The sequence below is a fragment of the Mucilaginibacter sp. genome, from assembly GCF_041660805.1.
Lineage (GTDB): Bacteria > Bacteroidota > Bacteroidia > Sphingobacteriales > Sphingobacteriaceae > Mucilaginibacter.
The window spans coordinates 131800-154256 of the sequence record NZ_JBAZVP010000008.1 but is presented as its reverse complement, the minus strand read 5'-3'; the positions used below and the strand labels follow the sequence as shown (position 1 = coordinate 154256).

The 22457-nt window shown below is 40.4% G+C and carries 19 protein-coding genes; 13 read left to right on the top strand and 6 right to left on the bottom strand.

Translation table 11 applies throughout. From position 1 onward, the window contains the following. The first annotated feature begins 2 nt into the window (after positions 1–2). Positions 3–452 carry a DoxX family protein gene (locus WC743_RS13020; protein WP_373012442.1) on the top strand — a complete coding sequence of 150 codons (450 nt, stop codon included), beginning with the start codon at positions 3–5 and terminating at the stop codon, positions 450–452. On the opposite strand, the gene WC743_RS13015 is transcribed toward WC743_RS13020, so the two are convergent. Beyond that, entirely contained in the window at positions 453–1376 is a 924-nt protein-coding gene (locus WC743_RS13015; RefSeq protein ID WP_373012441.1) for an AraC family transcriptional regulator, read from the bottom strand. It abuts the gene before it with no gap. A 238-nt stretch (positions 1377–1614) separates the two neighbouring features. Between WC743_RS13015 and WC743_RS13010 the strand changes: the two genes are divergently transcribed. The 8 genes from WC743_RS13010 to WC743_RS12975 all read left to right on the top strand — a co-directional run bounded on the left by WC743_RS13010 (position 1615) and on the right by WC743_RS12975 (position 10991). Beyond that, entirely contained in the window at positions 1615–2010 is a 396-nt protein-coding gene (locus WC743_RS13010) for a heme-binding protein (protein WP_373012440.1), read from the top strand. Positions 2011–2043: 33 nt separating this feature from the next. Then, positions 2044–2853 (top strand): SDR family oxidoreductase, encoded by an 810-nt coding sequence (locus WC743_RS13005; protein ID WP_373012439.1) that lies wholly within the window; start codon positions 2044–2046, stop codon positions 2851–2853. A 168-nt stretch (positions 2854–3021) separates the two neighbouring features. Next, positions 3022–4323 carry a DEAD/DEAH box helicase gene (locus WC743_RS13000; RefSeq protein WP_373012438.1) on the top strand — a complete coding sequence of 434 codons (1302 nt, stop codon included), beginning with the start codon at positions 3022–3024 and terminating at the stop codon, positions 4321–4323. A gap of 77 nt (positions 4324–4400) precedes the next feature. Further along, positions 4401–4928 carry a DinB family protein gene (locus WC743_RS12995; RefSeq protein ID WP_373012437.1) on the top strand — a complete coding sequence of 176 codons (528 nt, stop codon included), beginning with the start codon at positions 4401–4403 and terminating at the stop codon, positions 4926–4928. Between the two features lie 182 nt (positions 4929–5110). Beyond that, positions 5111–6394: a DNA polymerase IV gene (locus tag WC743_RS12990; protein ID WP_373012436.1), complete on the top strand. Its 1284-nt coding sequence runs from the start codon at positions 5111–5113 to the stop codon at positions 6392–6394. Between the two features lie 135 nt (positions 6395–6529). Beyond that, the gene (locus tag WC743_RS12985; protein WP_373012435.1) at positions 6530–8149 is read left to right on the top strand and encodes a hypothetical protein; all 1620 of its coding nucleotides are present in this window, start codon (positions 6530–6532) and stop codon (positions 8147–8149) included. 90 nt (positions 8150–8239) lie between these two features. Further along, positions 8240–10027 (top strand): translation elongation factor 4, encoded by a 1788-nt coding sequence (gene lepA, locus WC743_RS12980; protein WP_373012434.1) that lies wholly within the window; start codon positions 8240–8242, stop codon positions 10025–10027. Positions 10028–10109: 82 nt separating this feature from the next. Then, positions 10110–10991 (top strand): bifunctional 5,10-methylenetetrahydrofolate dehydrogenase/5,10-methenyltetrahydrofolate cyclohydrolase, encoded by an 882-nt coding sequence (locus WC743_RS12975; protein ID WP_373012433.1) that lies wholly within the window; start codon positions 10110–10112, stop codon positions 10989–10991. A gap of 25 nt (positions 10992–11016) precedes the next feature. Here the strand turns inward: WC743_RS12975 and WC743_RS12970 are convergent, their stop codons facing one another. Continuing rightward, a complete protein-coding gene (locus WC743_RS12970; RefSeq protein ID WP_373012432.1) occupies positions 11017–11346 on the bottom strand; it encodes a Rieske (2Fe-2S) protein in 330 nt (109 codons plus the stop codon). A gap of 6 nt (positions 11347–11352) precedes the next feature. Beyond that, complete coding sequence (locus tag WC743_RS12965) at positions 11353–12114, bottom strand: hypothetical protein (protein ID WP_373012431.1); 762 nt, start codon at positions 12112–12114, stop codon at positions 11353–11355. 163 nt (positions 12115–12277) lie between these two features. On the opposite strand from WC743_RS12965, the gene WC743_RS12960 reads away from it, so the two are divergent. Next, a complete protein-coding gene (locus WC743_RS12960) occupies positions 12278–12901 on the top strand; it encodes a 7-carboxy-7-deazaguanine synthase QueE (RefSeq protein ID WP_373012430.1) in 624 nt (207 codons plus the stop codon). A 39-nt stretch (positions 12902–12940) separates the two neighbouring features. Then, a complete protein-coding gene (locus tag WC743_RS12955; RefSeq protein WP_373012429.1) occupies positions 12941–14845 on the top strand; it encodes an OmpA family protein in 1905 nt (634 codons plus the stop codon). A gap of 80 nt (positions 14846–14925) precedes the next feature. On the opposite strand, the gene recQ is transcribed toward WC743_RS12955, so the two are convergent. Further along, complete coding sequence (gene recQ / locus WC743_RS12950; protein WP_373012488.1) at positions 14926–17118, bottom strand: DNA helicase RecQ; 2193 nt, start codon at positions 17116–17118, stop codon at positions 14926–14928. Positions 17119–17361: 243 nt separating this feature from the next. Between recQ and WC743_RS12945 the strand changes: the two genes are divergently transcribed. After that, positions 17362–18447, top strand: a complete 1086-nt coding sequence (locus tag WC743_RS12945; RefSeq protein WP_373012428.1) for a mannose-1-phosphate guanylyltransferase — start codon at positions 17362–17364, stop codon at positions 18445–18447. Between the two features lie 73 nt (positions 18448–18520). Here the strand turns inward: WC743_RS12945 and rlmB are convergent, their stop codons facing one another. Continuing rightward, positions 18521–19312 carry a 23S rRNA (guanosine(2251)-2'-O)-methyltransferase RlmB gene (gene rlmB, locus WC743_RS12940; RefSeq protein ID WP_373012427.1) on the bottom strand — a complete coding sequence of 264 codons (792 nt, stop codon included), beginning with the start codon at positions 19310–19312 and terminating at the stop codon, positions 18521–18523. 282 nt (positions 19313–19594) lie between these two features. On the opposite strand from rlmB, the gene dnaB reads away from it, so the two are divergent. Then, a complete protein-coding gene (dnaB, locus tag WC743_RS12935) occupies positions 19595–21154 on the top strand; it encodes a replicative DNA helicase (RefSeq protein WP_373012426.1) in 1560 nt (519 codons plus the stop codon). A 102-nt stretch (positions 21155–21256) separates the two neighbouring features. Here the strand turns inward: dnaB and chrA are convergent, their stop codons facing one another. Continuing rightward, positions 21257–22456, bottom strand: coding sequence for a chromate efflux transporter (chrA, locus tag WC743_RS12930; RefSeq protein WP_373012425.1), 1200 nt, complete (start codon positions 22454–22456; stop codon positions 21257–21259). Position 22457 lies beyond the last annotated feature (1 nt).

The window sequence follows — 22457 nt, the reverse complement described above, 5'->3', positions numbered from 1 at the left end:
TTATGACAGACCTAATTTTGCAAACATCCAACGATTATACATTACTTTTTTTAAGGGTTGTGGCCGGAATAATCATTTTCCCGTATGGTATGCAAAAACTATTTGGATGGTTTGATGATTTGGGCGGAGGTATAGGTATTAAAGAGTCATTGGAGCGGCTAAAGAAAAAGAAAGTTCCGGTATTAGTTGGCTGGCTTATTATTATTGGACAATCTTTCGGTAGTATCGCGCTCATACTGGGTTGCCTGGGAAGGGTTGCTGCTTTGGGAAACTTCATCATTTTTACGGGCGCCCTTATTTCTCACATACCCGAAGGATGGACTTTGAACTGGTTAGGGAAAAAGAAAGGTGAAGGTATTGAATACTTTATACTGCTCTTATCCCTCCTTTTAATTATAATAATAAGAGGCAGTGGGCCTCTATCAGTCGATTTTTGGCTACAGAGTGTTTAGTTATGCCTGATACGCCTTCCTAAATTCAGATGGTGTAAAGCCGGTGTTTTTTTTGAAGAATGAATTAAAATTTGGCTGTTCGGCAAATCCTATGCTAAACCCAATGTCTTGCATTGTCCAATCTGTTTGAAGCAGCAAGGCTTTAGTTTCTTCCAACAACCGGTTACGAATATGAGTACTTACATTTTGCCCTGTATGTTTTTTTAATACGGCATTAAGATAGTTAGGATGCACAGATAAATCAGCAGCGAATTCCTTAGCTGTTTTTAAGCGGATTGGGTTAGAGTAATTTATATTAGATGTTTCACGCTCCAGTAAGTCAAAAAAGTGGTAAATACGTGTAAAATCTTCCGAAACATCATCTGGTTTGGGGTAACGGCCAATCTTTAAACTTTCTACCATCAACAGCTGTAAATAAGCCTGCATGGCCTCCTCTTTATAATCAGAGTTAGAAAGATCTTCTTTTTCCATAATTTCAAACAACTGATTAAGAACGGGTAATTCACCTTCCGAAAGCCGTAATACCTTTTTACTCTTATCATTAAACAAGCCAAATTTTTCAATTTTCGCTCTAAGTTGCGGATGTGCATTGACAAATGAGCTTTTAAATAACACATAATGACCGCCCGATTCTTCTGTGAGCTTTTTCCATGATATGATATCATTCGGATGAATAAATAAGATGGTAGGCTCTTCAATATAGTAAGTATTTAAGCCCATTGTAAAAACCCCGCCACCTTTTGTGATCAGCAGTATTTTGTAAAATTCCCGCCTGTTGGGCGACAAATAATTTCTGCATTCATGATGTTTCCTGTTAAATACCCTTATGTTCCAGCTTTCATAAAACTCTCTAAAAACTGGTATCATATCAGGAAGGTCGCGAAGTGTATCGATAGCTTTACTATCCAATGAAAGTTGTTTCATAACCAAAGTTTTAATAAATATAAACAGAATTAAACGTGTAACTAACAGCAATTTGTTCGCATATTTCTGTCCACTGCCTCCCTTCTTTAATCATCTGACAGGGAATCACTATCTAACTGTGCCTTTTTAACACTTCTAAGGCAAAATCTTTGAAATTCATAAGTATTGCTTTGCTATTGCTTAACTATAGCCCTCTTCATCTTGCCACCTTTGTTATGTCAACTAAAACAAATATATCATGGATATCACACTCAATCAATCAGAAAAAGTACTAAGCCTGGCTAAGTCTAAAGCCCGGGAAATAGGCATCCCCGTTAATATTGTTATTATGGATACCGGCGGGCACCTTAAAGCGCTGGAACGCATGGATAACGCATTCATTGGCTCGCTTGATATTGCTATCCAAAAAGCTAAAACAGCAATGCTTTTCCGGATGAACTCTGAACAAGTTGGAGAGTTTCTTAAGCCGGAAGCGGCCACTTACGGACTTGAAAATACAAACGGTGGACTTGTTGGCTTCCCCGGCGGAATGCCAATTAAATTAGAAGGTACAATCATAGGATACATTGGTGTATCGGGGGGTGCAGTCCCTCAGGATTTTTCAATCGCGACAGCCGGAAGCATCATAGGATAATTAAACAAATCACACTTAAACAAAGCCAAAATTATGAACAACAAAAGAATTCTGATAACCGGGGCAGGCTCCGGATTCGGAGAAGGAACTGCTATTGGTTTAGCACAATTAGGACATCAGGTTATAGCAGGGGTTCAGATATCGCCACAAGTAACCGCGCTTCGCCTTAAAGCGAAAGAGCTTGGGTTAGAAAATAACCTTCGGGTTGAAAGGCTTGATATTTTAGACCCTTATGATGTAAACTATGCTTTAACCTGGGATATCGATATACTTTTAAGTAATGCCGGAATGGGTGAAGCAGGCCCGGTATTTGAAATACCTGTTGATTTAGTAAGGCGCAATTTTGAAACTAACGTGTTTGCCCCTCTTGATCTGGCTCAAAAATTCATAGCAAAGTTCATTAACGAAAAAAGAAAGGGGAAAGTGGTTTTCACCTCATCAATGGGTGGCCTGTTCACTCCTGCCGGCTATGGTATTTATGTTTCAACTAAACATGCTTTAGAAGCAATAGCCGAAGCTTTACAAAACGAACTTAAACCTTATAATATCCAGATCCAGACCATAAATCCCGGTGCTTATTTAACCGGATATAACGAAACGATGGCCGATAATCCGTTCCGTTGGCTGGATGACAGTAAGAACTTTACAAAACGTGCTGATATGAGGGCTACCTTTGATAGCCTTTTAGGTACACCCGAAGGTAGGTTAGATCCTAAAGAAATGATTGATGCCATGATTGAAATTGTGCCGTCAGAAACCGGTAAGTTTCGTAATGTGGTTCCTAAATTTGTAGAAGATATGTTGAAAGACCATCAGCTAAAGGCCTGGGAAAATACAATCTAAAGCTAACTAAAGTAATTAGGTTGATGTATAAACACCCCACCAAAGGTGGGGCGTTTATTTTAGATGGCATTTAATTGACAATAACCTTATGATGTAAATAGCTAAATGAATACGCTTCCGCCTCACAAATTATAATGAACTATCTTTGCTGCTTTCCACTTATAACAGATGATACAGCAAGCACTCCAAAATTTAAAGATAAATACCCTTAACCCAATGCAGGAGGCTGCGATCAGTGCCGCTAAAAAGGGTGACGTGATACTGTTATCGCCCACCGGATCAGGTAAAACATTGGGCTTTTTATTGCCTTTGCTTGGTTCGCTCAATACTGATATAGCAACTGTGCAGGCTATGATATTGGTACCCTCGCGTGAGCTTGCGCTACAAATAGAACAGGTATTTAGGGCTATGGGCAGCGGCTTTAAAGTGAACTGCTGTTATGGCGGGCACGCTTTAAAAATAGAATTGAATAACCTTTCGCAACCACCCGCTGTTTTGATAGGCACACCCGGCCGGATAGCTCACCACCTGCGCCGTGAAAGTTTTGATACCGCTAATGTTACTACATTGATATTGGATGAGTTTGATAAAGCTTTAGAGTTCGGCTTTCAGGAAGATATGGCCTATATTATCAGGCAGCTGCCGTCAATTAAGAAACGTATGCTTACCTCTGCCACACAAATGGATGCGATACCATCCTTTACCGGTATTCACAAGCCCCTAACGCTTGATTATTTAACCAACGCCGCCTCTGCGCCGGACCTTAAACAAAAAGTAGTTATATCAGAGCCTGCCGATAGATTAGACGCCCTTTTTGCGCTGGTATGTAAAATAAGCGATAAACCCACACTGGTATTTTGTAATCATCGTGAAGCTGTTGAACGCATCAGTGATCTGCTTTATGATAAAGGGTTACCGCATGATATTTTTCACGGAGGGATGGAGCAGGACGACCGCGAACGTGCCTTGCTCAAATTCAGGAACGGCAGCCATAGGATATTAATTACAACAGACCTTGCTTCGCGTGGTTTAGACATCCCGGAGATTGAACATGTGGTACATTACCAGTTGCCACATAATGAGGAAGCATTTTTACACCGTAATGGGCGTACCGCACGTATGCACGCTAAAGGTACCTCCTACCTTTTGTTAGCACCTGATGAAAAACCATCCTACTTAACTGAATTACCCGAAATTGAAGAACTGCCCCAAAAAACAACTATCCCCCAACCCTCTCCCTGGGCTACGGTTTATATAGCCGCCGGTAAAAAAGATAAGATAAATAAGGTTGATATTGTAGGCCTGCTGCTTAAAAAGGGCGAACTGGCTAAAGAAGACCTCGGATTAATAGAGGTGCTTGATTATTCGTCATATGCTGCGGTTAAACGTAAGCATATAGAGCGCACCGTACAATTGGTTAAAAACGAAAAGATAAAAGGCAGAAAGATCAAGATCGATATTTCAAGATAGAGATTTATTTAGCCCTGCAGTTGCTTATTATTTTTACATAAATACGGTATCTTAGCTGTACACTAAAAAACCTCATTATGAAAAAATTATCTTTATTTACTGTACTGGCAATGTTGTTTGCCTGTAGTTCTGTTTTTGCTCAAATAACTAAAGAACAGAGTGTTGCTGAATGGACGCGTGCCAAAGCTTACACCAAAGCCTATCTTGATGCCATGCCTGCAGATGGTTATACTTTTAAGCCTACTCCGGAAGTTAAAAGCTTTGCCGAACAAATGCTGCACATTGCAGACGCCGATTACTTTTTCGTTTCAACAGTAAGTGGTAAAGAAAGTCCGTTAGGAAAAACTTCTTTAGAAAAAACTATACCCCAAAATAAAGAAGCAACTACAAAAGCAGTAATGGACAGTTATGACTGGGTAATCAGCGCTGTACAAGGTATGACTCCAGCACAGTTTCAGGAAGTTGCAAGTATGGGAAAAGACATGAAAGTAGTTAAGGGATTACTTTTGGCTAAAGGCTTTGAGCACCAAACCCATCACCGTGGCCAAACAACAGTTTATATTCGCCTTAAAGGTGCAACCCCTCCAAACGAAATGCTTTTTTAATAGCAGATAAACTTGTTAAACGTACTTTTTAATTTAACCACAAAGAATATCCAGATTTTGTAATACTTATAATCCTGGTGTTCTTTGTGGTTTTTTTCTTCGTGCCTTATGGATAACTACCGTTAGCCATTTATTTATTCGCAAACACTTGCAATTGCTAAAATAATTAGCAAATTTGTATTGTGAATCAGAACTCCATTTCCATAAAAGCCGAGGCGCGTGTGCTGTTTGTTGATATGAACAGTTATTTCGCGCGTTGCGAGCAGCAAGCAAATTACTGGCTGCGCCACAGGCCGGTTGGGGTTTGTGTTTACACAGGCAAGTATGGTTGTGTAATATCGCTCTCAACAGAAGCTAAGGAGCGCGGTTTAAAAGCAGGCATGCGTTTAAATGATGCCATGGCTATATGCCCGGAGTTGGTCCCTGTTGAAAGTAACCCCACCCGTTACCGCGAATACCATAAAAAGATCATTAATGTAATGCGTAATTACTGTAATGATGTGGTTCCAAAAAGCATTGATGAGGCCATCATCAACCTGAGCAATTATGATCATATTGACCCAATGCAGATAGCCATCAATATTAAAAACGATATTTTAAAAGAAGTTGGCGATTGGCTCACCTGCTCGGTAGGGATTGCACCTAACGCGTTTTTAGCTAAGCTGGCCTCCGTTAGGGGCAAAAAAAAGAACGGGTTAATGATGATTACCCCTCAAAATATTGATGCTGTTTTAAGCGAATTAAAATTGGGCGATCTGCCCGGTATTGGAGCTAATATGTCATACAGGTTGGAGCGCGCCGGGGTTAAAACCCCGTTAGAAATGCGTTACGCCACACCACAAAAACTAAAGGCCATTTTTAAAAGCATTGATGGTATTTACTGGCATTACCGCCTAAATTTTATTGAAACTAATATTGCAGCGCATGATTATCAGGGTATGCAGGCTATGCGGCAGATCTCAGCAGAAAAACGTAAACACATTACTTATATCGATCAGTTATTTATGACCCTGTGCCTCACATTAGAGAAACGCATGGTACACCATAAATTTTATTGTAAATCGGTAGGGTTTACGGCTCGGTATGAAGATGATACCCGCTGGGATGATGCCTTTACTATTAGCACACCCGTACAAGACGCCATAAGCCTGATGCGAATGATCCGCATTCGTATTGCTAAGTTTGAGCAGGGCACAAATTCGGCCCCTGTCTTAAATACTAAAATAACACAAATGCGTGTGGCGGTTACCAATTTTGTAAACAATGGTAATATGCTTTACAGTTTGTTTGAGGATATGGACCGCAAGGAAACCGCTTTTAGGACCATGCACGAAATAAAAGATAAATTTGGTTCTGATAAATTGGTACGCGCCGTTGAAATGACGGACGGTAAAGTTATAAAAGATGTTATTGGCTTTGGATCAGTGAAAGATTTGACAGACCTGGATTATAAAACAATAAGTTAACCGCCGGCTTCCTCCCTATAGTGAACAATTACGTGAAGTAAACAATGCTTTAGTTGACATTCCGAATAAATATTCACGGAATAATATAACTTAATCAAAAAGCACTAATTTAACCATGTTAACTAACCATACAGTATGAACATATTGTTGTGCTATAAATCAGCACTATCGCTATTATTAACAGTATTCTTTTTATCGCAGTGCCACGTTAAACCCGTTCCTCAAAAAATCAATCAAACTACACCCTATGGTAACGGAACCGCTCAGCTGATATATCCTGCTAATGATATACCGCTTAAAAGTATGTTCGGCATCAATAGCTATGAATGGAACTTCCTTCAAAACCCTGCAGCGCCCGGTGATAGAAATGTTATTTATGAAGCTAATATGTCGCTTATAAAATGTTTTAGCTCGGTAAGGCATTATATGAACTGGAATAAATTAGAGAACACTGAAGGCAACTATACCTACAACCCCACCAATAACGGCAGCTGGAACTACGACTTAATATATACCCGCTGCAAACAGGAAGGAATTTTGGTTTTGGCTGATATGAAGAACCTGCCGGTGTGGATGATGAACACTTACCCGCCAGACCAGCGTGATAATGAGAATGTACCAGCTCCGTACGGATCAGACCGGAATAAACCGGCATCATATGTAATACAGGCCCGTACAGCTTTCCAGTTTGCAGCGCGTTACGGCTATAATACCGCCGTTAACAAAAGCCTCGTAAAAGTTGATAGCCGGCCGCGCTGGGCAAACGACCAAATTAATACTGTTAAAATTGGTATGGGCCTCATTAAGTATATTGAATGCAATAACGAGAACGACAGAGGGTGGAAAGGTGATAAAGCCACGCAATCACCTGAGGAATATGCGGCTAACATGTCGGCTTTTTATGATGGGCATAAAGGTACATTGGGTGCAAATACCGGCGTTAAAACTGCAGATCCTAATATGATAGTGGTAATGGGCGGGCTTTCTACGGCTAACCCGGATTATGTACAGAGAATGATAAACTGGTGTAAAACCAACCGGGGTTATAAAGCGAATGGTAAAATAAACTTATGCTTTGATGTGATCAATTATCACTTATACTCAAATAATGGCAGTATACTTACACACAAAAAAGCTACAACCGGGATAGCGCCGGAGCTTTCAGAAGCTGGCATTATTGCCGATTCTTTTATTAAAGTTGCCAATGGTATCCCGGTATGGTTAACTGAAACGGGTTACGATGTAAACCAGGAAAGCTATCAGCATGCTCCTCCTGTTGGTGATAAATCAGCATTAATGACACAGGCAAACTGGATCTTGCGCTCATCACTATTATATATCCGCCACGGAATTAAAAATCTGTTTTTCTATCAGTTATTTGATGCTTTCCCTAATAACCCGGTACAATATTCAACATCGGGCCTGGCCGAAGGAACCCAACGCCGTCCCGCTGCCGATTATATATTGCAAACCAACAAATTAATGGGTAGTTATCTTTACAAGGGAACCATTAATGCCGATCCACTGATTGATAAGTACCAGCTGGGAGCAAAAACCATGTACATACTAACCGTACCCGATCAAAAGGGCCGGACGACAGATTACACACTTGATTTGGGTAAAGCAACCTCGGCTATTATACACACCTTAAAAGTTGGTGCGGATATGATGGATAATAAACAGGTAAGCACAACAGGTGGTAAGCTTAAAATAACAGTTACAGAAACACCTGTTTTTGTGGAGGCAGCACAGTAAGTTTAATTTTAACTCAAAGGCAACGGATAATAAAGCTAATTAACAGTTACATGCCAATTTATCCGCTTAAAAAGTTATTTTTGCGCTTGAATGAAGCACATACGTAATTTTTGTATAATAGCCCATATTGACCACGGTAAAAGTACCCTTGCCGATAGGTTATTAGAATATACCAATACCATTACCCAGCGCGAATCGCAGGCACAATTGCTTGATGATATGGACTTGGAACGCGAACGCGGTATTACCATTAAAAGTCACGCCATCCAGATGGATTATGAACTTGATGGCCAAAAATATATCCTTAATCTTATTGATACACCTGGGCACGTAGATTTTTCTTACGAGGTATCCCGCTCTATAGCTGCATGTGAAGGCGCGCTGCTTATTGTTGATGCTGCACAGGGTATACAGGCGCAAACTATTTCTAATCTTTATTTAGCATTAGAGAACGACCTGGAGATTATCCCCGTACTAAATAAAATGGACCTTCCCGGTGCTATGCCCGAGGAGGTTAAAGACCAGATAGTTGAACTGATAGGTTGCAAACGCGAAGAAATTTTGGCAGCATCAGGTAAAACCGGTATGGGGGTGCATGATATTTTACGTGCCATTGTTGATCGTGTCCCCGCCCCTGTTGGCGACCCGGACGCACCGCTACAAGCATTGATCTTTGACTCGGTTTATAACTCATTTCGTGGTATTGTGGCTTACTTTAAAGTGGTTAACGGCGAGATCCGTAAAGGCGATAAGGTAAAGTTCTTTGCTACCGAGAAACAATATATTGCAGAAGAAGTTGGTACACTTAAATTGAAGCAACTACCAAAAGATGTAATCAAAACCGGTGATGTAGGTTACATTATATCGGGGATCAAAGAATCGCGCGAGGTAAAAGTTGGTGATACTATAACAACCATCAATCGCCCATGCGAAAGCGGTATACAGGGTTTTGAAGAGGTTAAGCCAATGGTATTTGCCGGTATTTACCCGGTTGATACTGAGGATTACGAAGAGCTGCGCGAGTCAATGGCTAAGCTACAGCTGAACGATGCTTCACTGGTTTTTGAACCAGAGTCATCAGCGGCTTTGGGCTTCGGTTTCCGTTGCGGTTTCCTGGGGATGCTGCACATGGAGATCATTCAGGAGCGTTTAGAGCGCGAGTTTGATATGACGGTTATTACAACCGTACCAAACGTGTCATATGTCGCCTATACCACTAAAGGTGAGCCAATAATAGTGAACAATCCTTCTGATCTGCCTGACCCAAGCAAGATAGATTTTGTAGAGGAGCCTTACATTAAAGCTACCATCATAACCAAATCTGAATTTGTTGGATCGGTAATGTCACTTTGTATCCAAAAGCGCGGTTTTATTAAAAACCAGTCTTACCTAACGTCTGACCGTGTTGAACTGGTGTTTGAGATGCCAATGGGCGAGATCGTTTTCGATTTTTACGACAAGCTAAAAACAATATCAAAGGGCTATGCCTCATTTGACTATCACCAGATAGGTTACCGCCAGAGTGATCTTGTGCGTTTAGATATTAAACTGAACGCCGAGCCGGTTGACGCTTTATCTTCACTGATATTCCGTGGTAACTCTTATGATTTTGGTAAAAAGATCTGCGAAAAACTAAAGGAGTTGTTGCCACGTCAGCAATTCGAAATTATTATACAGGCATCAATTGGTGCCAAGATCATTGCCCGTGAAACAGTGAAGGCTTTACGTAAAGATGTTACCGCTAAATGTTATGGTGGTGATATATCACGTAAGCGTAAACTGTTGGAAAAACAGAAAAAAGGTAAAAAACGCATGCGCCAGGTAGGTAACGTAGAGATACCACAATCGGCGTTCATGGCAGTATTGAAATTAGACTAATTTAGATTTGAGATGTTAGGTATGAGATTTGAGACAATGCAAATTTCTATCTATATCTCAAGTCTCACATCTCATATCTATAATGCAGTTATTAGACGGAAAATACGTATCAGAAAAACTTAAGGTTGAAATAGCCGAAGAAGCGGCTAAAATATTGGCAGCTACGGGTCGCAAGCCGCACTTGGTAGCGGTACTGGTTGGCCATGACGGTGGCAGTGAAACCTATGTGGCCAGTAAAATGAAGAACTGCGAAAAGGTAGGCTTCAAATCTACACTGGTACGTTATGAAGATGATGTTACCGAAGACGAATTACTTGCCAAAGTAGCCGAATTAAACGCAGATGCAGACATTGATGGTATCATCGTGCAGCTTCCCCTACCTAAACATATCGATCCTGAAAAGGTAACTGAGCAGATAGATTACCGCAAAGATGTTGATGGCTTCCACCCTGTTAACTTAGGCCGCATGCAACGCAATCTGCCATCATTTATCCCTGCTACCCCTTATGGCATTACTTTAATGCTGAAAGAATATGGCGTTGAAACATCAGGCAAACATTGTGTGGTTGTTGGCCGTAGCAATATTGTAGGCTCACCTATGAGCATCCTGATGGCGCGTAATACCTACCCCGGCAATTGTACCGTAACTATTTGCCACAGCCGCACACCTGATATTAAAAAGTTCACGCTTGATGCTGATATCCTGATCGTAGCTATTGGTAAAAAGAATTTTATCACTGCAGATATGGTGAAAGATGGTGTTGTTGTTATTGACGTAGGCATGAACCGCGAAACATCAACCGTAACAAAATCTGGCTATAAATTATATGGCGATGTTGATTTTGAGGGAGTTGCCCCAAAAGCATCATGGATAACCCCCGTACCCGGTGGCGTAGGTTTAATGACCATTATTGGGTTATTGAAAAACACTTTAGCTTCGGCCAATAAAGAAGTGTACGTTTAGGTTGTAAAGGGCAGTAATTGGTTCTTTAAAGCCCAATTCTATCCCAAAAGGATTCTATGCCTATGTAGATGCCATCTTTTCTTATTTCTATAGGGTAAGCATCTACATAATCATTTTGTCCCGGGCTGCCTTTACCTGTTTCCAAATCATAAGAGTAACGGTGAAATGGGCATATGATCTTTCCATCCTTACACCAGCCGCCACTTAATTCGGCACCTGCATGCGGGCAACTTGCGCCTAAAGCATACAATTTGTTATCATATTCAATAATACAAATGTTTTTGCCGCCGGCCTTTACTTTTTGGATGGTTGGCTCACCTGTTAAGGTAAGTCCGGGTAGATGATACCACTTCACCGGAACTTAAAAATCAATCTTTAGGTTCATCAAAGCAGGATTTTTCATTACCTCATCCATACTGGTTGTGAGTGTTACTTTACGCCTGTCGGCAGATAATATGGCTTTAGGGTTGTTTATCTTCTTAACAGGCTTGGCAAAGTTTAGTACCACCTTATAAGGCATATCTATCAGCATGGCTTTTGCCATAGCAAACTTTGAGCCTGCACTTTTTAAGAACGCGTTAAACTTAACCTTATCAATTATGCGGTAAAATTTGTGCGGGGTTATATCATATGTATAATAGCTTTGCCCTGTGATAAGTGGCTGTGCATCAAAATTTTTAACGGCATTGTTTTTGGCAACACTATTTAGCTGGTTATTCATTGATATACTGCTCAGATGTTGCAGGTAATATTTCAGATCGGCAGCATTCTTTGCTTCATGCCTTATACTTACCTTCATGATGTTTTTATTCAGATCCATTTTAATGGCAAGATCACTTCCCTGTGCCATTTTCATTTCATCTATATTCATCCCCTTTGAAATACTATCGGGCAACGCACTGTAAAAATTGAGTGTGGTATCCTTAACCAAGGCAAATTGCGGGGTTTCCCTAACGGAATCTGTCATGAGGTTCATTAAAACGGATACGGCCTTACCCATGTCAAAACCATAAGTGACGTTACAGGCGCCGTCAGGTTTAAAATCATAGCGTTCTTCAATATCAACACATGAATTTAGACTCAGCAAAACGAAAAATAAAACTGGGAAGAAAAGTTTTTTCATATTGCATTAATTTAAAGGTAATTATAGCAAAATAAGTTGATAGATTACGAGCATTATACTATACATTTTTTTATTGCTGAAATGTCATTTTGAGGCACTTTCAATCACCTTTTGCCTTTAAACTTTAACCTTTCATATCAAAAGGGTAACTTTGCGCCCTATTATGGCACATCAAGTTCCGGAAGACGGCACACTGCTTCCTTTAATGGAAGAGTTTTATACGATACAGGGCGAAGGATACAACACCGGTAAGGCAGCTTATTTTATTCGCCTGGGCGGATGCGATGTGGGTTGTCATTGGTGCGATGTAAAGGAGAGTTGGGATGCCGAGCTACATCCGCTTACCGCTGCCGATACTATTGTTGAGAACGCCTCCCGTTACCCTTCAAAGGCCGTGGTAGTTACCGGTGGCGAGCCGCTGATCTATAATTTAGATTACCTTACTCAAAGCCTTCAGCAAAAAGGTATTAAAACATTTATTGAAACATCCGGTGCCTACCCCCTTTCCGGCCATTGGGACTGGATCTGTTTATCGCCCAAAAAATTTAAAGCGCCTACACAACAAGTTGCTGATAAGGCGCATGAGCTAAAAGTGATCGTCTTCAATAAATCTGACTTTGCGTTTGCAGAACACCATGCTAAACTGGTTGGCCCAAACTGTAAACTATATTTACAGCCCGAGTGGTCAAAAAATAAAGAAATGACACCTCTTATTGTTGACTATGTAATGGCCAACCCGCAATGGGAAATATCATTACAAACCCACAAGTATTTAAATATCCCTTAATGTTGTAACTTAGTGTATTGAATAACGTATCAGTTAACAATGCGCATAGCCTTATTTCTGCTTATTTTAATGGGTTTTTTACCGGTATGCGCGCATGCGCAGCAAAGGCTATATTCCACCGCGGATAAAGAGGCCATTAAATACTACGCGCTGGCCAGTCAAAGCATTGATGAGCATTTGTATGACGAAGCCATTCTACAGCTGCAAAAAGCATTAGGCATTGATAATAAATTCATAGAGGCACATGCGCAGTTAGCAGATGTATTGCGATTGAGGCGGCAAAATAAACAGGCCATTGAGCATTATCTTAAAGTTATTGAGCTAAACCCCGACTATAACCGCTCTGTTTATTTAAAAGTTGGCGATTCTGAAATTACAGAATCGCAATATGCCAGCGCACAGCAGCATCTTGAAAAGTACTTAACTTACCCAAACATTACAGCATCAAATATAGCTTATGCCCAAAAGCTGGTGAATGATTGTAAGTATAGTATCCAGGCCCTGCTACATCCCGTAGCTTTTAAGCCGGTAAACATGGGGGCCGAAATTAATACTGCTGCTGATGAATATTTACCCACAGCTACTGCGGATGAAATGACGCTTATCTTTACCAGGAAGATAAATAATAACGAAGATTTCTATAAAAGTATTAAGTTAAATAACACATGGCAAAAAGCTGATTACCTGAGCAATATTATAAATACAGCGCAGTATAATGAAGGGGCACAGTCCATATCGCAGGATGGTAAATATTTATTCTTTACAGGATGTAACCGGCCTGATGGTTTAGGCAGATGTGATATTTATATATCTCAAAAGAAGGGTGACGACTGGGGTAAACCATTTAGTTTAAGCGCACCATTAAATACATCGGGCTGGGAAGCGCAGCCTTCTATTAGTGCAGACGGGCGAACATTGTATTTCGTAAGCAACCGTAAAGGTGGCTATGGCGGATACGATATCTGGAAATCAAGCCTCACAGAAAAAGGATGGGGTGCCCCTGAAAATATGGGCCCCGAGATAAATACAGCGTTTGATGAGCAGTCCCCTTTTATCCACCCGGACGATAGTACATTTTACTTTTGCAGTAACGGGTGGCCGGGCTTAGGTAATAAAGATCTTTTTGTAAGCAGGCTGGGTACCGATGGCAAGTGGAAGAAACCGGAGAATTTGGGCTATCCCATTAACTCCAGCGGTGATGAGAACGGTTTAACTATAACAGCTAATGGCGAATATGCCTTCTTTGCATCTAATAATCTAAAGGGATTTGGTGGATACGATATTTATACCTTTCAATTACCCGTAAACGTGCGCCCTAACATGGTAACTTATGTAAAAGGCAAAATAGTAGATGGTAAAACTAATGAACCTTTAGAATCGGCTATTGAAATAATTGACTTGCAAAAGAACATACCTGTTTACCAGGATTACAGTTCAGAAGACCAGGGTGAGTTTTTGGCAACTATTGCCGGCGGAAAAAATTATGGGCTAAATATCTCTAAAGAGGGCTATCTGTTTTATTCGGATAACTTCTCGTTGATTGGCCATAACGCTAAAAACGCTTATAATATTTCTATATCATTGTCGCCTATTGAAGTGGGCGGTAAAGTGATATTAAAGAACATATTTTTTGATACCAATAAATTTGATCTGAAGGCCGAGTCAAAAGCCGAGCTGCAAAAATTAATAGAATTTTTAACACTTAACCCTGCTGTGCATATAGAAATTTCTGGCTATACAGATGATATTGGCAACGATCAGATAAACCAGTTGTTATCAGAAAATCGTGCAAAATCGGTATATAGCTATTTGGCTGCAAACGGCATAAACGCAAACCGCCTTGTTTACAAAGGCTATGGCAAAACCGAACCTATTGCACCCAACACATCAGATGAGAACCGTGGCAAAAACCGCCGTACAGAGTTTAAAATAATAACAAAATAAAGGTAAAAGCAAAAAGTCCAAAACTGAAAGCTATGTGTTGCTTTCGGCTTTGGACTTTAAATTTTCTGCTTTAATAAACTTTAATTCCCTACTTCTGACAGGAACTTAATGCGCATCAGCTGTACTTCTTCACGGGTATAATCATCAGAGCCGAGCTCAACTAAGGCATCGTCAATAGAATCGATCTCGGCAGATTTAAAGTAGTCGAAAACTTCTTCCTGCTTATCTTCATCTATCATTTCATCAATGTAATAATTCAAATTAAGCTTTGTGCCCGAGTTTACAATGGTTTCAACCTCTTTTAATATCTCTTCATAGGTTAAGCCTTTTGAAGCCGCTATATCATCTAAATTTAAGTGTCGATCAATATTCTGGATAATAAATACTTTTAATGCTGATTTATTAGCCGCGCTCTTGATCACCATATCAATTGGGCGGTCTATATCGTTATCTTCAACATATTTATTGATCAGGTCAACAAACGGCGCACCAAATTTCATGGCCTTACCCGCTCCCACACCTGATATTTGCTTCAGCTCTTCGGTATTGATAGGATAATGTGTGCACATTTCCTCTAACGATGGGTCCTGAAAGATCACGAACGGTGGCAAACCTTTTTGTTTAGCCAGCTTTTTACGTAAATCCTTAAGCATCTGCAGCAGTACGGTATCTAATGCACCACCGGCTTGTTTAGGACCGTCCTCGCCTTCATCCTCGTCCATTGGGCCCATTTCTCTGTTTAAGACAAAACGGATGCTGTAAGGGTTATCAATGAATGAATTACCTGATTTTGTTAAATGCAGCAGGCCATATTGGTCAATATCCTTAGATAAGAAATTATTCAGCAGTCCCTGTCTCATTAAAGAGTTCCACAGGTTTTCGCCTTCCTCAACGCCCGATCCAAAATAATCCAGCTTATCGTGCTCGTAATTCTTAACCTGGGCATCATCTTTACCCATCAATATGTTGATGATGTGGCAATCGTCAAACTTTTCACCAATCAGCTTAATTAAGCTTAATGCTTTGTGCAGGTGCACTTCGCCATCAAAATGTGTTTTAGGTGCACTGCAGTTATCGCACATACAGTTACAGCCGGCTTCGTTAAAGTTCTCGCCAAAGTAATGCAGTAATTGTTTACGGCGGCAAACAGATGATTCGGCATAATCAATAACTTCTTTCAGTATTTGCGTGCCTATCTCCCGCTCAGCTACAGGTTTATCTTTCATAAACTTCTGCAACTTATCAATATCCTTGCCTGAGTAAAAGGCTACGCAAACCCCTTCGCCGCCATCACGGCCTGCCCTACCGGTTTCCTGATAGTAGCCTTCCATGCTTTTGGGCATATCGTGGTGTATAACATAGCGAACATCGGGTTTATCTATACCCATACCAAATGCTATTGTAGCTACAATAACATCCACATCTTCCATCAGGAATTTGTCTTGCGTATCGGCACGTACTTTAGGGTCTAAACCTGCGTGATAAGGTAATGCCTTAACGCCATTAAGGCTTAAAGCTTCGGCAACCTCTTCAACCTTTTTGCGGCTCAGGCAGTATATAATGCCTGATTTGCCCTGGTTTTGCTTAACAAACTTTACTATTTCTTTTATGGCATTACGCTTGGCCCTAACCTCGTAGTATAAATTTGCACGATTAAAAGATGACTTATAAACCGTAGCATTATTCATTTGCAGGTTCTTTTGAATATCCTGCTGTACTTTGGGCGTTGCTGTAGCAGTTAAAGCAATAATGGGGATATCATCGCCAATATTGCTGATAACTTGTCTTATTTTGCGGTATTCGGGGCGGAAATCATGCCCCCATTCTGATATACAATGCGCCTCATCAACGGCTACGAATGATACCTGATTAAGCCTTAAAAAATCAACGTTCTCTTGTTTGGTCAGTGATTCGGGGGCAACGTAAAGTAATTTGGTTTTACCACTTAAAACATCGTCCTTAACCCTTAAAATATCTGCTTTTGTTAATGAGGAATTTAAAAAGTGCGCTATACTGTCTGAACCTCCAAAGGCCCTTAACTGATCAACCTGGTTTTTCATTAGGGCAATAAGCGGCGAAATCACTATTGCAGTACCTTCGCTCATGAGTGCGGGTAACTGGTAACACATAGATTTGCCGCCGCCTGTAGGCATTATTACAAATGTATCGTTACCTGCTAAAATATTAGTTATAATCGCTTCTTGTTCACCTTTAAAGTTATCAAACCCGAAAAAATTTTGCAGGTTATCAAAAAGCGACTTCTTAGTCTCTATCATTATTTACTTGTGCGTTTGGAATTATGGTTCAAAATAACAAAAATTTATAAATAAACGCAGGGTTTAGTTAAAAATTTTATATTAAAATGATTATTTGATTAAAAACAATTTGTTTATTTATCGCTTTAAAGAATGGTAAAAACCGTAATGAAATATTTAGTTTTACTTAATATTAAATTTACAAACTAATGCACATATTTAACGTGGATTTGCCAAATTAAAAATTCTCTAACTTACACAATGAATAAAAACTATTATGCCATTATTATGGCAGGCGGGATTGGGAGTCGTTTCTGGCCAATTAGTCGCACATCTTATCCTAAGCAGTTTATTGATATACTGGGTACAGGCAAAACTTTAATTCAAAATACATATGATCGCTTTCTAAAGGTTTGCCCCAAAGAAAATATTTTTGTTGTAACTAATCAAAGTTATACCGATCTGGTTAAAGAACAATTGCCGGATATGGAAGATCAGCAGATACTGACTGAGCCTGTAATGCGAAACACCGCCCCTTGCGTGGCTTATGGTTGCTTTAAAATTGAAAGCATGAACCCTGATGCCGCAATTGTAGTAGCGCCATCAGATCATTTGATATTAGACGAGGCTGCATTTGTTGTTGCTATTGAAAAATCATTAAAAACAGCAACAGAACAAAATTGCCTGATAACTTTAGGCATTAAACCTTCGCGCCCTGATACAGGTTATGGTTATATACAGTATACCGATCAAACACTGCATGATGAATTTCATAAGGTAAAAACCTTTACCGAGAAGCCAACCGTTGATATTGCCAAGACCTTTATTCAAAGTGGTGATTTTTTATGGAACGCCGGCATATTTGTATGGTCTGCTAAAGCTATTGTTGAGGCCTTTAACAACTACTTGCCCGAAATGCATGAAATATTCGCGGAAGCAAGATCTGTTTATAATTCTGACCAGGAAAAATCTTTTGTACATAAAATATACCAGCGCTGCATAAATATCTCTATCGATTATGGTATTATGGAGAAGGCTTCAAACGTATATGTGCTGCCGTCTGAATTTGGATGGAGCGATTTGGGTACCTGGGCGTCTATTTACCAGCTTGCTGATAAAGATTACGTAGGTAATGCAGTTATCCCTTCAGATAAGGTTATTATGTATGACAGCAGCAATTGCATGGTAAACGTACCCGGCGAAAAGCTGGTAATACTACAAGGCCTGCATGATTTTATAGTTGTAGAATCAAACAACTCCCTTTTGATATGCCCACGTGATCAGGAGCAAAACATCAAACAGGTTGTTGCCGATGTGAAAAGCAAATTTGGGTCTAAGTATATTTAACCCCCCAGCCCCCTGAAGAGGGAGCTTTTGAAAAGCATAAAGCCCGGTCTGTTTTTACAGCCGGGCTTTATTATTAAAATTTTGCTCCCCCTTCAGGGGGCTGGGGGGTTCGCTGTCTTATAGCCTCATACAATATTACACCTGTAGATACTGATACATTTAGCGATTCAATTTCGCCAAACATTGGGATCTTGGCCAGATGGTCGGATATGCGGATGATCTCGTTACGGATACCATCTTCTTCAGACCCCATGATTATTGCGGTTGGTGCGGTATAATCAGGGCTGTAGATATAATCATTTGTCTTTTCGGTACAGCAAACCAATTGCAAACCCGATTCTTGCAAAAACTTAACGGTTTGCATAAAGTTATCATGTCTGCACACCGGGATCTTGTATAATGCGCCTGCTGAAGTCTTAATCGCATCAGGGTTTATCTGCGCTGAGCCTTTTGCGGGTATCACTATTGCATGTACGCCGGCACATTCTGCAGTACGGGCAATGGCGCCCATGTTGCGAACGTCGGTTATGCTATCCAGTACTAATATTAACGGGACTTCCCCTCTTTCAAATACTTCGGGAATGATGTTCTCTATTTTTTGGTAAATGATTGGTGATATGAAAGCGATTGCACCCTGATGGTTTTTCATGGTGATACGGTTCAGTTTTTCAACCGGCACCTGTTGCCCTGTTATCTGATGCTCGTTCAATACGTCTTTAAGCTCATTTAACAAGCCGCCGCCTAAGCCGCGTTGAATGTATAAAGCTTCAATTTCTTTACCTGCCAGTATCGCTTCAATCACTGCCCTTATACCAAAAACCATCTGATTGCCTTCACGTGGCGGAGGTTTAGAATTATATGCCATTTCTAAAAAAATTATTTCGCCAAAAGTAGCTATATTAACTGATTTAACCCTTATTGAAGTGAACAACTATGGCCTTATGTTTATAATACTTAACAATTGCCTACATTTATCAACATAGGTGAGCGTTAGGTACTTATAGCGTTATTAACACGTTATACACAGGGAATGTTAATAACGCCTCATGAAATTTATAGCGCTGACAATGTTTTTATTATGTGGAAAACTCAAGTGTTAGCGAATTAACAAGCAGGTAAGAACATTTTTTGTATATTTTTGTTCGTTATGATTTTCGAGAACGATACCCCCAATTACAAGCCAAATTCTACCGATCGCAAAAGCAGGCTAAGCACCCCTACTCCATTTAGTGGATTAGGCAAGCTGCCCCCGCAGGCAGTTGATCTGGAGGAAGCAGTTTTGGGTGCGCTGATGTTGGAAAAAGATGCTCTTTCATCAGTAATTGATGTATTAAAACCAGAGGTTTTTTATAAGGATAATCATCAAAAAATCTTTAACGCCATACGCGTTCTATTTGAAAAAACATCACCGGTAGATATTCTTACTGTTACCGCACAGTTACGCCAGCAGGGCGAACTGGAAATGATAGGTGGTGCTTATTATATAACAGAGCTAACCAATCGTGTAGCATCCGCAGCAAATATTGAATACCACTCCCGTATCATCATACAAAAATTCATACAGCGCGAACTGATCAGGATCTCAACAGAGGTAATTAACAGTGCTTATGAAGATACCAGTGATGTACTGGAGCTTTTAGATAAAGCCGAAAAGAACCTTTTTGAAATAGCACAAAACAATCTTCGCCGCGATTCGCGCAAGATGGATGATCTGGTACACCAGGCTTTGAAAGATATTGAAGCGCTTAAAGATAAAAAAGACGGACTTACGGGTGTTGCATCTGGCTTTACAGAATTAGACAGGATGACTTCGGGCTGGCAAAAATCAGATCTGGTTATTATAGCTGCCCGCCCTGCAATGGGTAAAACGGCATTTGTATTAAGCTGTGCCCGCAATGCCGCGGTTGATTTTGATAAGCCGGTTGTAGTGTTTTCATTAGAAATGTCATCTGTTCAGTTGGTTAACCGTTTAATATCCGGCGAAACCGAAATTGAGCAGGAAAAGATCCGTAAAGGTACTTTAGAGGAGTGGGAATGGCAGCAGATCCACTCTAAAATTGGCCGTTTAGAGCAGGCCCCATTAATTATCGACGATACTCCTTCATTAAATATATTTGAATTTAGAGCTAAATGCCGCCGTTTAAAGGCTCAGCACGATATTCAACTTATCATTATTGACTACTTGCAGCTAATGCAGGGTAAGGCTGATGGTAAAGGTGGTAACCGTGAACAGGAAATTGGTAGTATTTCACGAGCGCTGAAAACTGTTGCGAAAGAATTGAACGTACCGGTTATAGCATTGTCGCAATTAAGTCGTGCGGTTGAAAACAGGCCGGGTGGTTCAAAACGCCCAATGCTGTCAGATTTACGTGAGTCTGGTTCAATTGAGCAGGATGCGGATATGGTATTATTCCTTTACCGCCCTGAGTACTACGGATTAGATGTAGATGAGGACAATAACCCAACCCAGGGTGTTGGTGAAATTATTATTGCCAAACACCGTAATGGTGAAACAGGTAAGGTTAGGTTAAAATTCGTAGGTAAATATGTGAAGTTCCAGGATCTGGAGCCAAGCATGGATAGCTTCCCTGCACCAGGTGCTGCTTTTGCGGGCATAAACCCGTCGCAGGATTTTGAAAACAAGCAAAGCAACTTTATTATTCGTCCATCAAGAATGGATGATATTGACGACGAACCGCCGTTTTAAACCTTAACTGAAAGAGACAGATATTATAGCCCATCCGATTTATGATCAGATGGGTTTTTTATTTGAATTACCCTTCAAAAGCTCTCTCAATATGGTTTGAGATTATACTATCAACCCTATTACCACCCCAATAATAATAATAACGGGAGCCTTTATTTTAGTAAAATTAAGGAGTAAAAAGGTGGCTGCTACCAATCCGTAAGCCATAAAGCTTAACCCGAATGGTTTTACCAGCAAGATAAGCGCTGTTGCCATAAAGCCTACTGCTACAGCATTAATTCCGCTCAAAGAATTTTTGATCCGGGTTATTTTTTTCAGATCATTCCAAAAGGGAACTATGAATAATATTAATATCAATCCCGGCAGGTTAATACCAATTACAGCTACCAGGCTCCCTATTACTTGCCCAAATACGCTGTAGCCTTTGTTCCCCATGGCAATGCCCCCTAAAAAAGAGGTAAAGGCAAACGTTGGGCCCGGCAATGCTTGTTGCAAGGCGTATCCCGATAAAAATTCCGAATTGCTTAAATAATGCTTCAGCTCAACAAACTCTGTATACATTAAAGGCACTAACACCTGCCCGCCGCCAAAAATGAGGATACCGTTGCGATAAAAATTTTCAAACAAACGTATAGGTAAACTAAAGGGGGATGTTTTGTTAATAATGGCGCCCAATACTGCAAAAAACAGCAGTATCCCAATAAAGTAAGCTACCTTATTGGGGTTTACGTTAGCAAAAAGCTTTACCCTTAATTCATTTTCCTGTTGCTGTGTTTCTAAGGCGGATGATATGATGCCCCCCAACAATATTAAAATAGGGAACGCATATGGGGTTTGTAAAATTAACGTGGCAATTAACGAACCTAACGCCAGCATAATTGTCACCTTGCTTTTTAAGAACTTGCGGGCAAAAACATAAGTAGCATAAGCAACAATCCCAACCGCCATAGGTTGAATAAAGCGAAGTATGGAGGTAAATTTATCTTTATCAGCAAACATTTTGTAGCTGATGGCAGCCAAACACATGATAGTTGCTGAGGGTAAAATCCAGATCAAAAAAGTAATTATGGCTAAACGCAGCCCACCTACTTTCCAGGCTATACCTACCAGTGTTTGGGTGGATGACGGGCCCGGCATTATTTGCGATAATGCGTTTAGCTCCATTAATTCCTCCTCGGTAACATAGCGGCGCTTCTCTACAAACTCGCGCAGTAAAACGGCAATATGTGCCTGCGGGCCGCCAAATGCAGTAAGTGTGTACAAAGACACATCGCGGATAAATAAAAGTTGTTTGCCTTTCAAT

Excerpts from the sequence above, each read along its gene's own strand:
- WC743_RS13000 (WP_373012438.1), top strand. The coding sequence starts at position 3,022 with ATGATACAGCAAGCACTCCAAAATTTAAAGATAAATACCCTTAACCCA.
- WC743_RS12960 (WP_373012430.1), top strand. The coding sequence starts at position 12,278 with ATGGCACATCAAGTTCCGGAAGACGGCACACTGCTTCCTTTAATGGAA.
- WC743_RS12965 (WP_373012431.1), bottom strand. The coding sequence starts at position 12,114 with ATGAAAAAACTTTTCTTCCCAGTTTTATTTTTCGTTTTGCTGAGTCTA.
- WC743_RS13005 (WP_373012439.1), top strand. The coding sequence starts at position 2,044 with ATGAACAACAAAAGAATTCTGATAACCGGGGCAGGCTCCGGATTCGGA.
- WC743_RS12985 (WP_373012435.1), top strand. The coding sequence starts at position 6,530 with ATGAACATATTGTTGTGCTATAAATCAGCACTATCGCTATTATTAACA.
- rlmB (WP_373012427.1), bottom strand. The coding sequence starts at position 19,312 with ATGGCATATAATTCTAAACCTCCGCCACGTGAAGGCAATCAGATGGTT.
- WC743_RS13010 (WP_373012440.1), top strand. The coding sequence starts at position 1,615 with ATGGATATCACACTCAATCAATCAGAAAAAGTACTAAGCCTGGCTAAG.
- WC743_RS12975 (WP_373012433.1), top strand. The coding sequence starts at position 10,110 with ATGCAGTTATTAGACGGAAAATACGTATCAGAAAAACTTAAGGTTGAA.
- WC743_RS12955 (WP_373012429.1), top strand. The coding sequence starts at position 12,941 with ATGCGCATAGCCTTATTTCTGCTTATTTTAATGGGTTTTTTACCGGTA.
- WC743_RS12945 (WP_373012428.1), top strand. The coding sequence starts at position 17,362 with ATGAATAAAAACTATTATGCCATTATTATGGCAGGCGGGATTGGGAGT.
- WC743_RS12995 (WP_373012437.1), top strand. The coding sequence starts at position 4,401 with ATGAAAAAATTATCTTTATTTACTGTACTGGCAATGTTGTTTGCCTGT.
- dnaB (WP_373012426.1), top strand. The coding sequence starts at position 19,595 with ATGATTTTCGAGAACGATACCCCCAATTACAAGCCAAATTCTACCGAT.
- WC743_RS13020 (WP_373012442.1), top strand. The coding sequence starts at position 3 with ATGACAGACCTAATTTTGCAAACATCCAACGATTATACATTACTTTTT.
- lepA (WP_373012434.1), top strand. The coding sequence starts at position 8,240 with ATGAAGCACATACGTAATTTTTGTATAATAGCCCATATTGACCACGGT.
- WC743_RS13015 (WP_373012441.1), bottom strand. The coding sequence starts at position 1,376 with ATGAAACAACTTTCATTGGATAGTAAAGCTATCGATACACTTCGCGAC.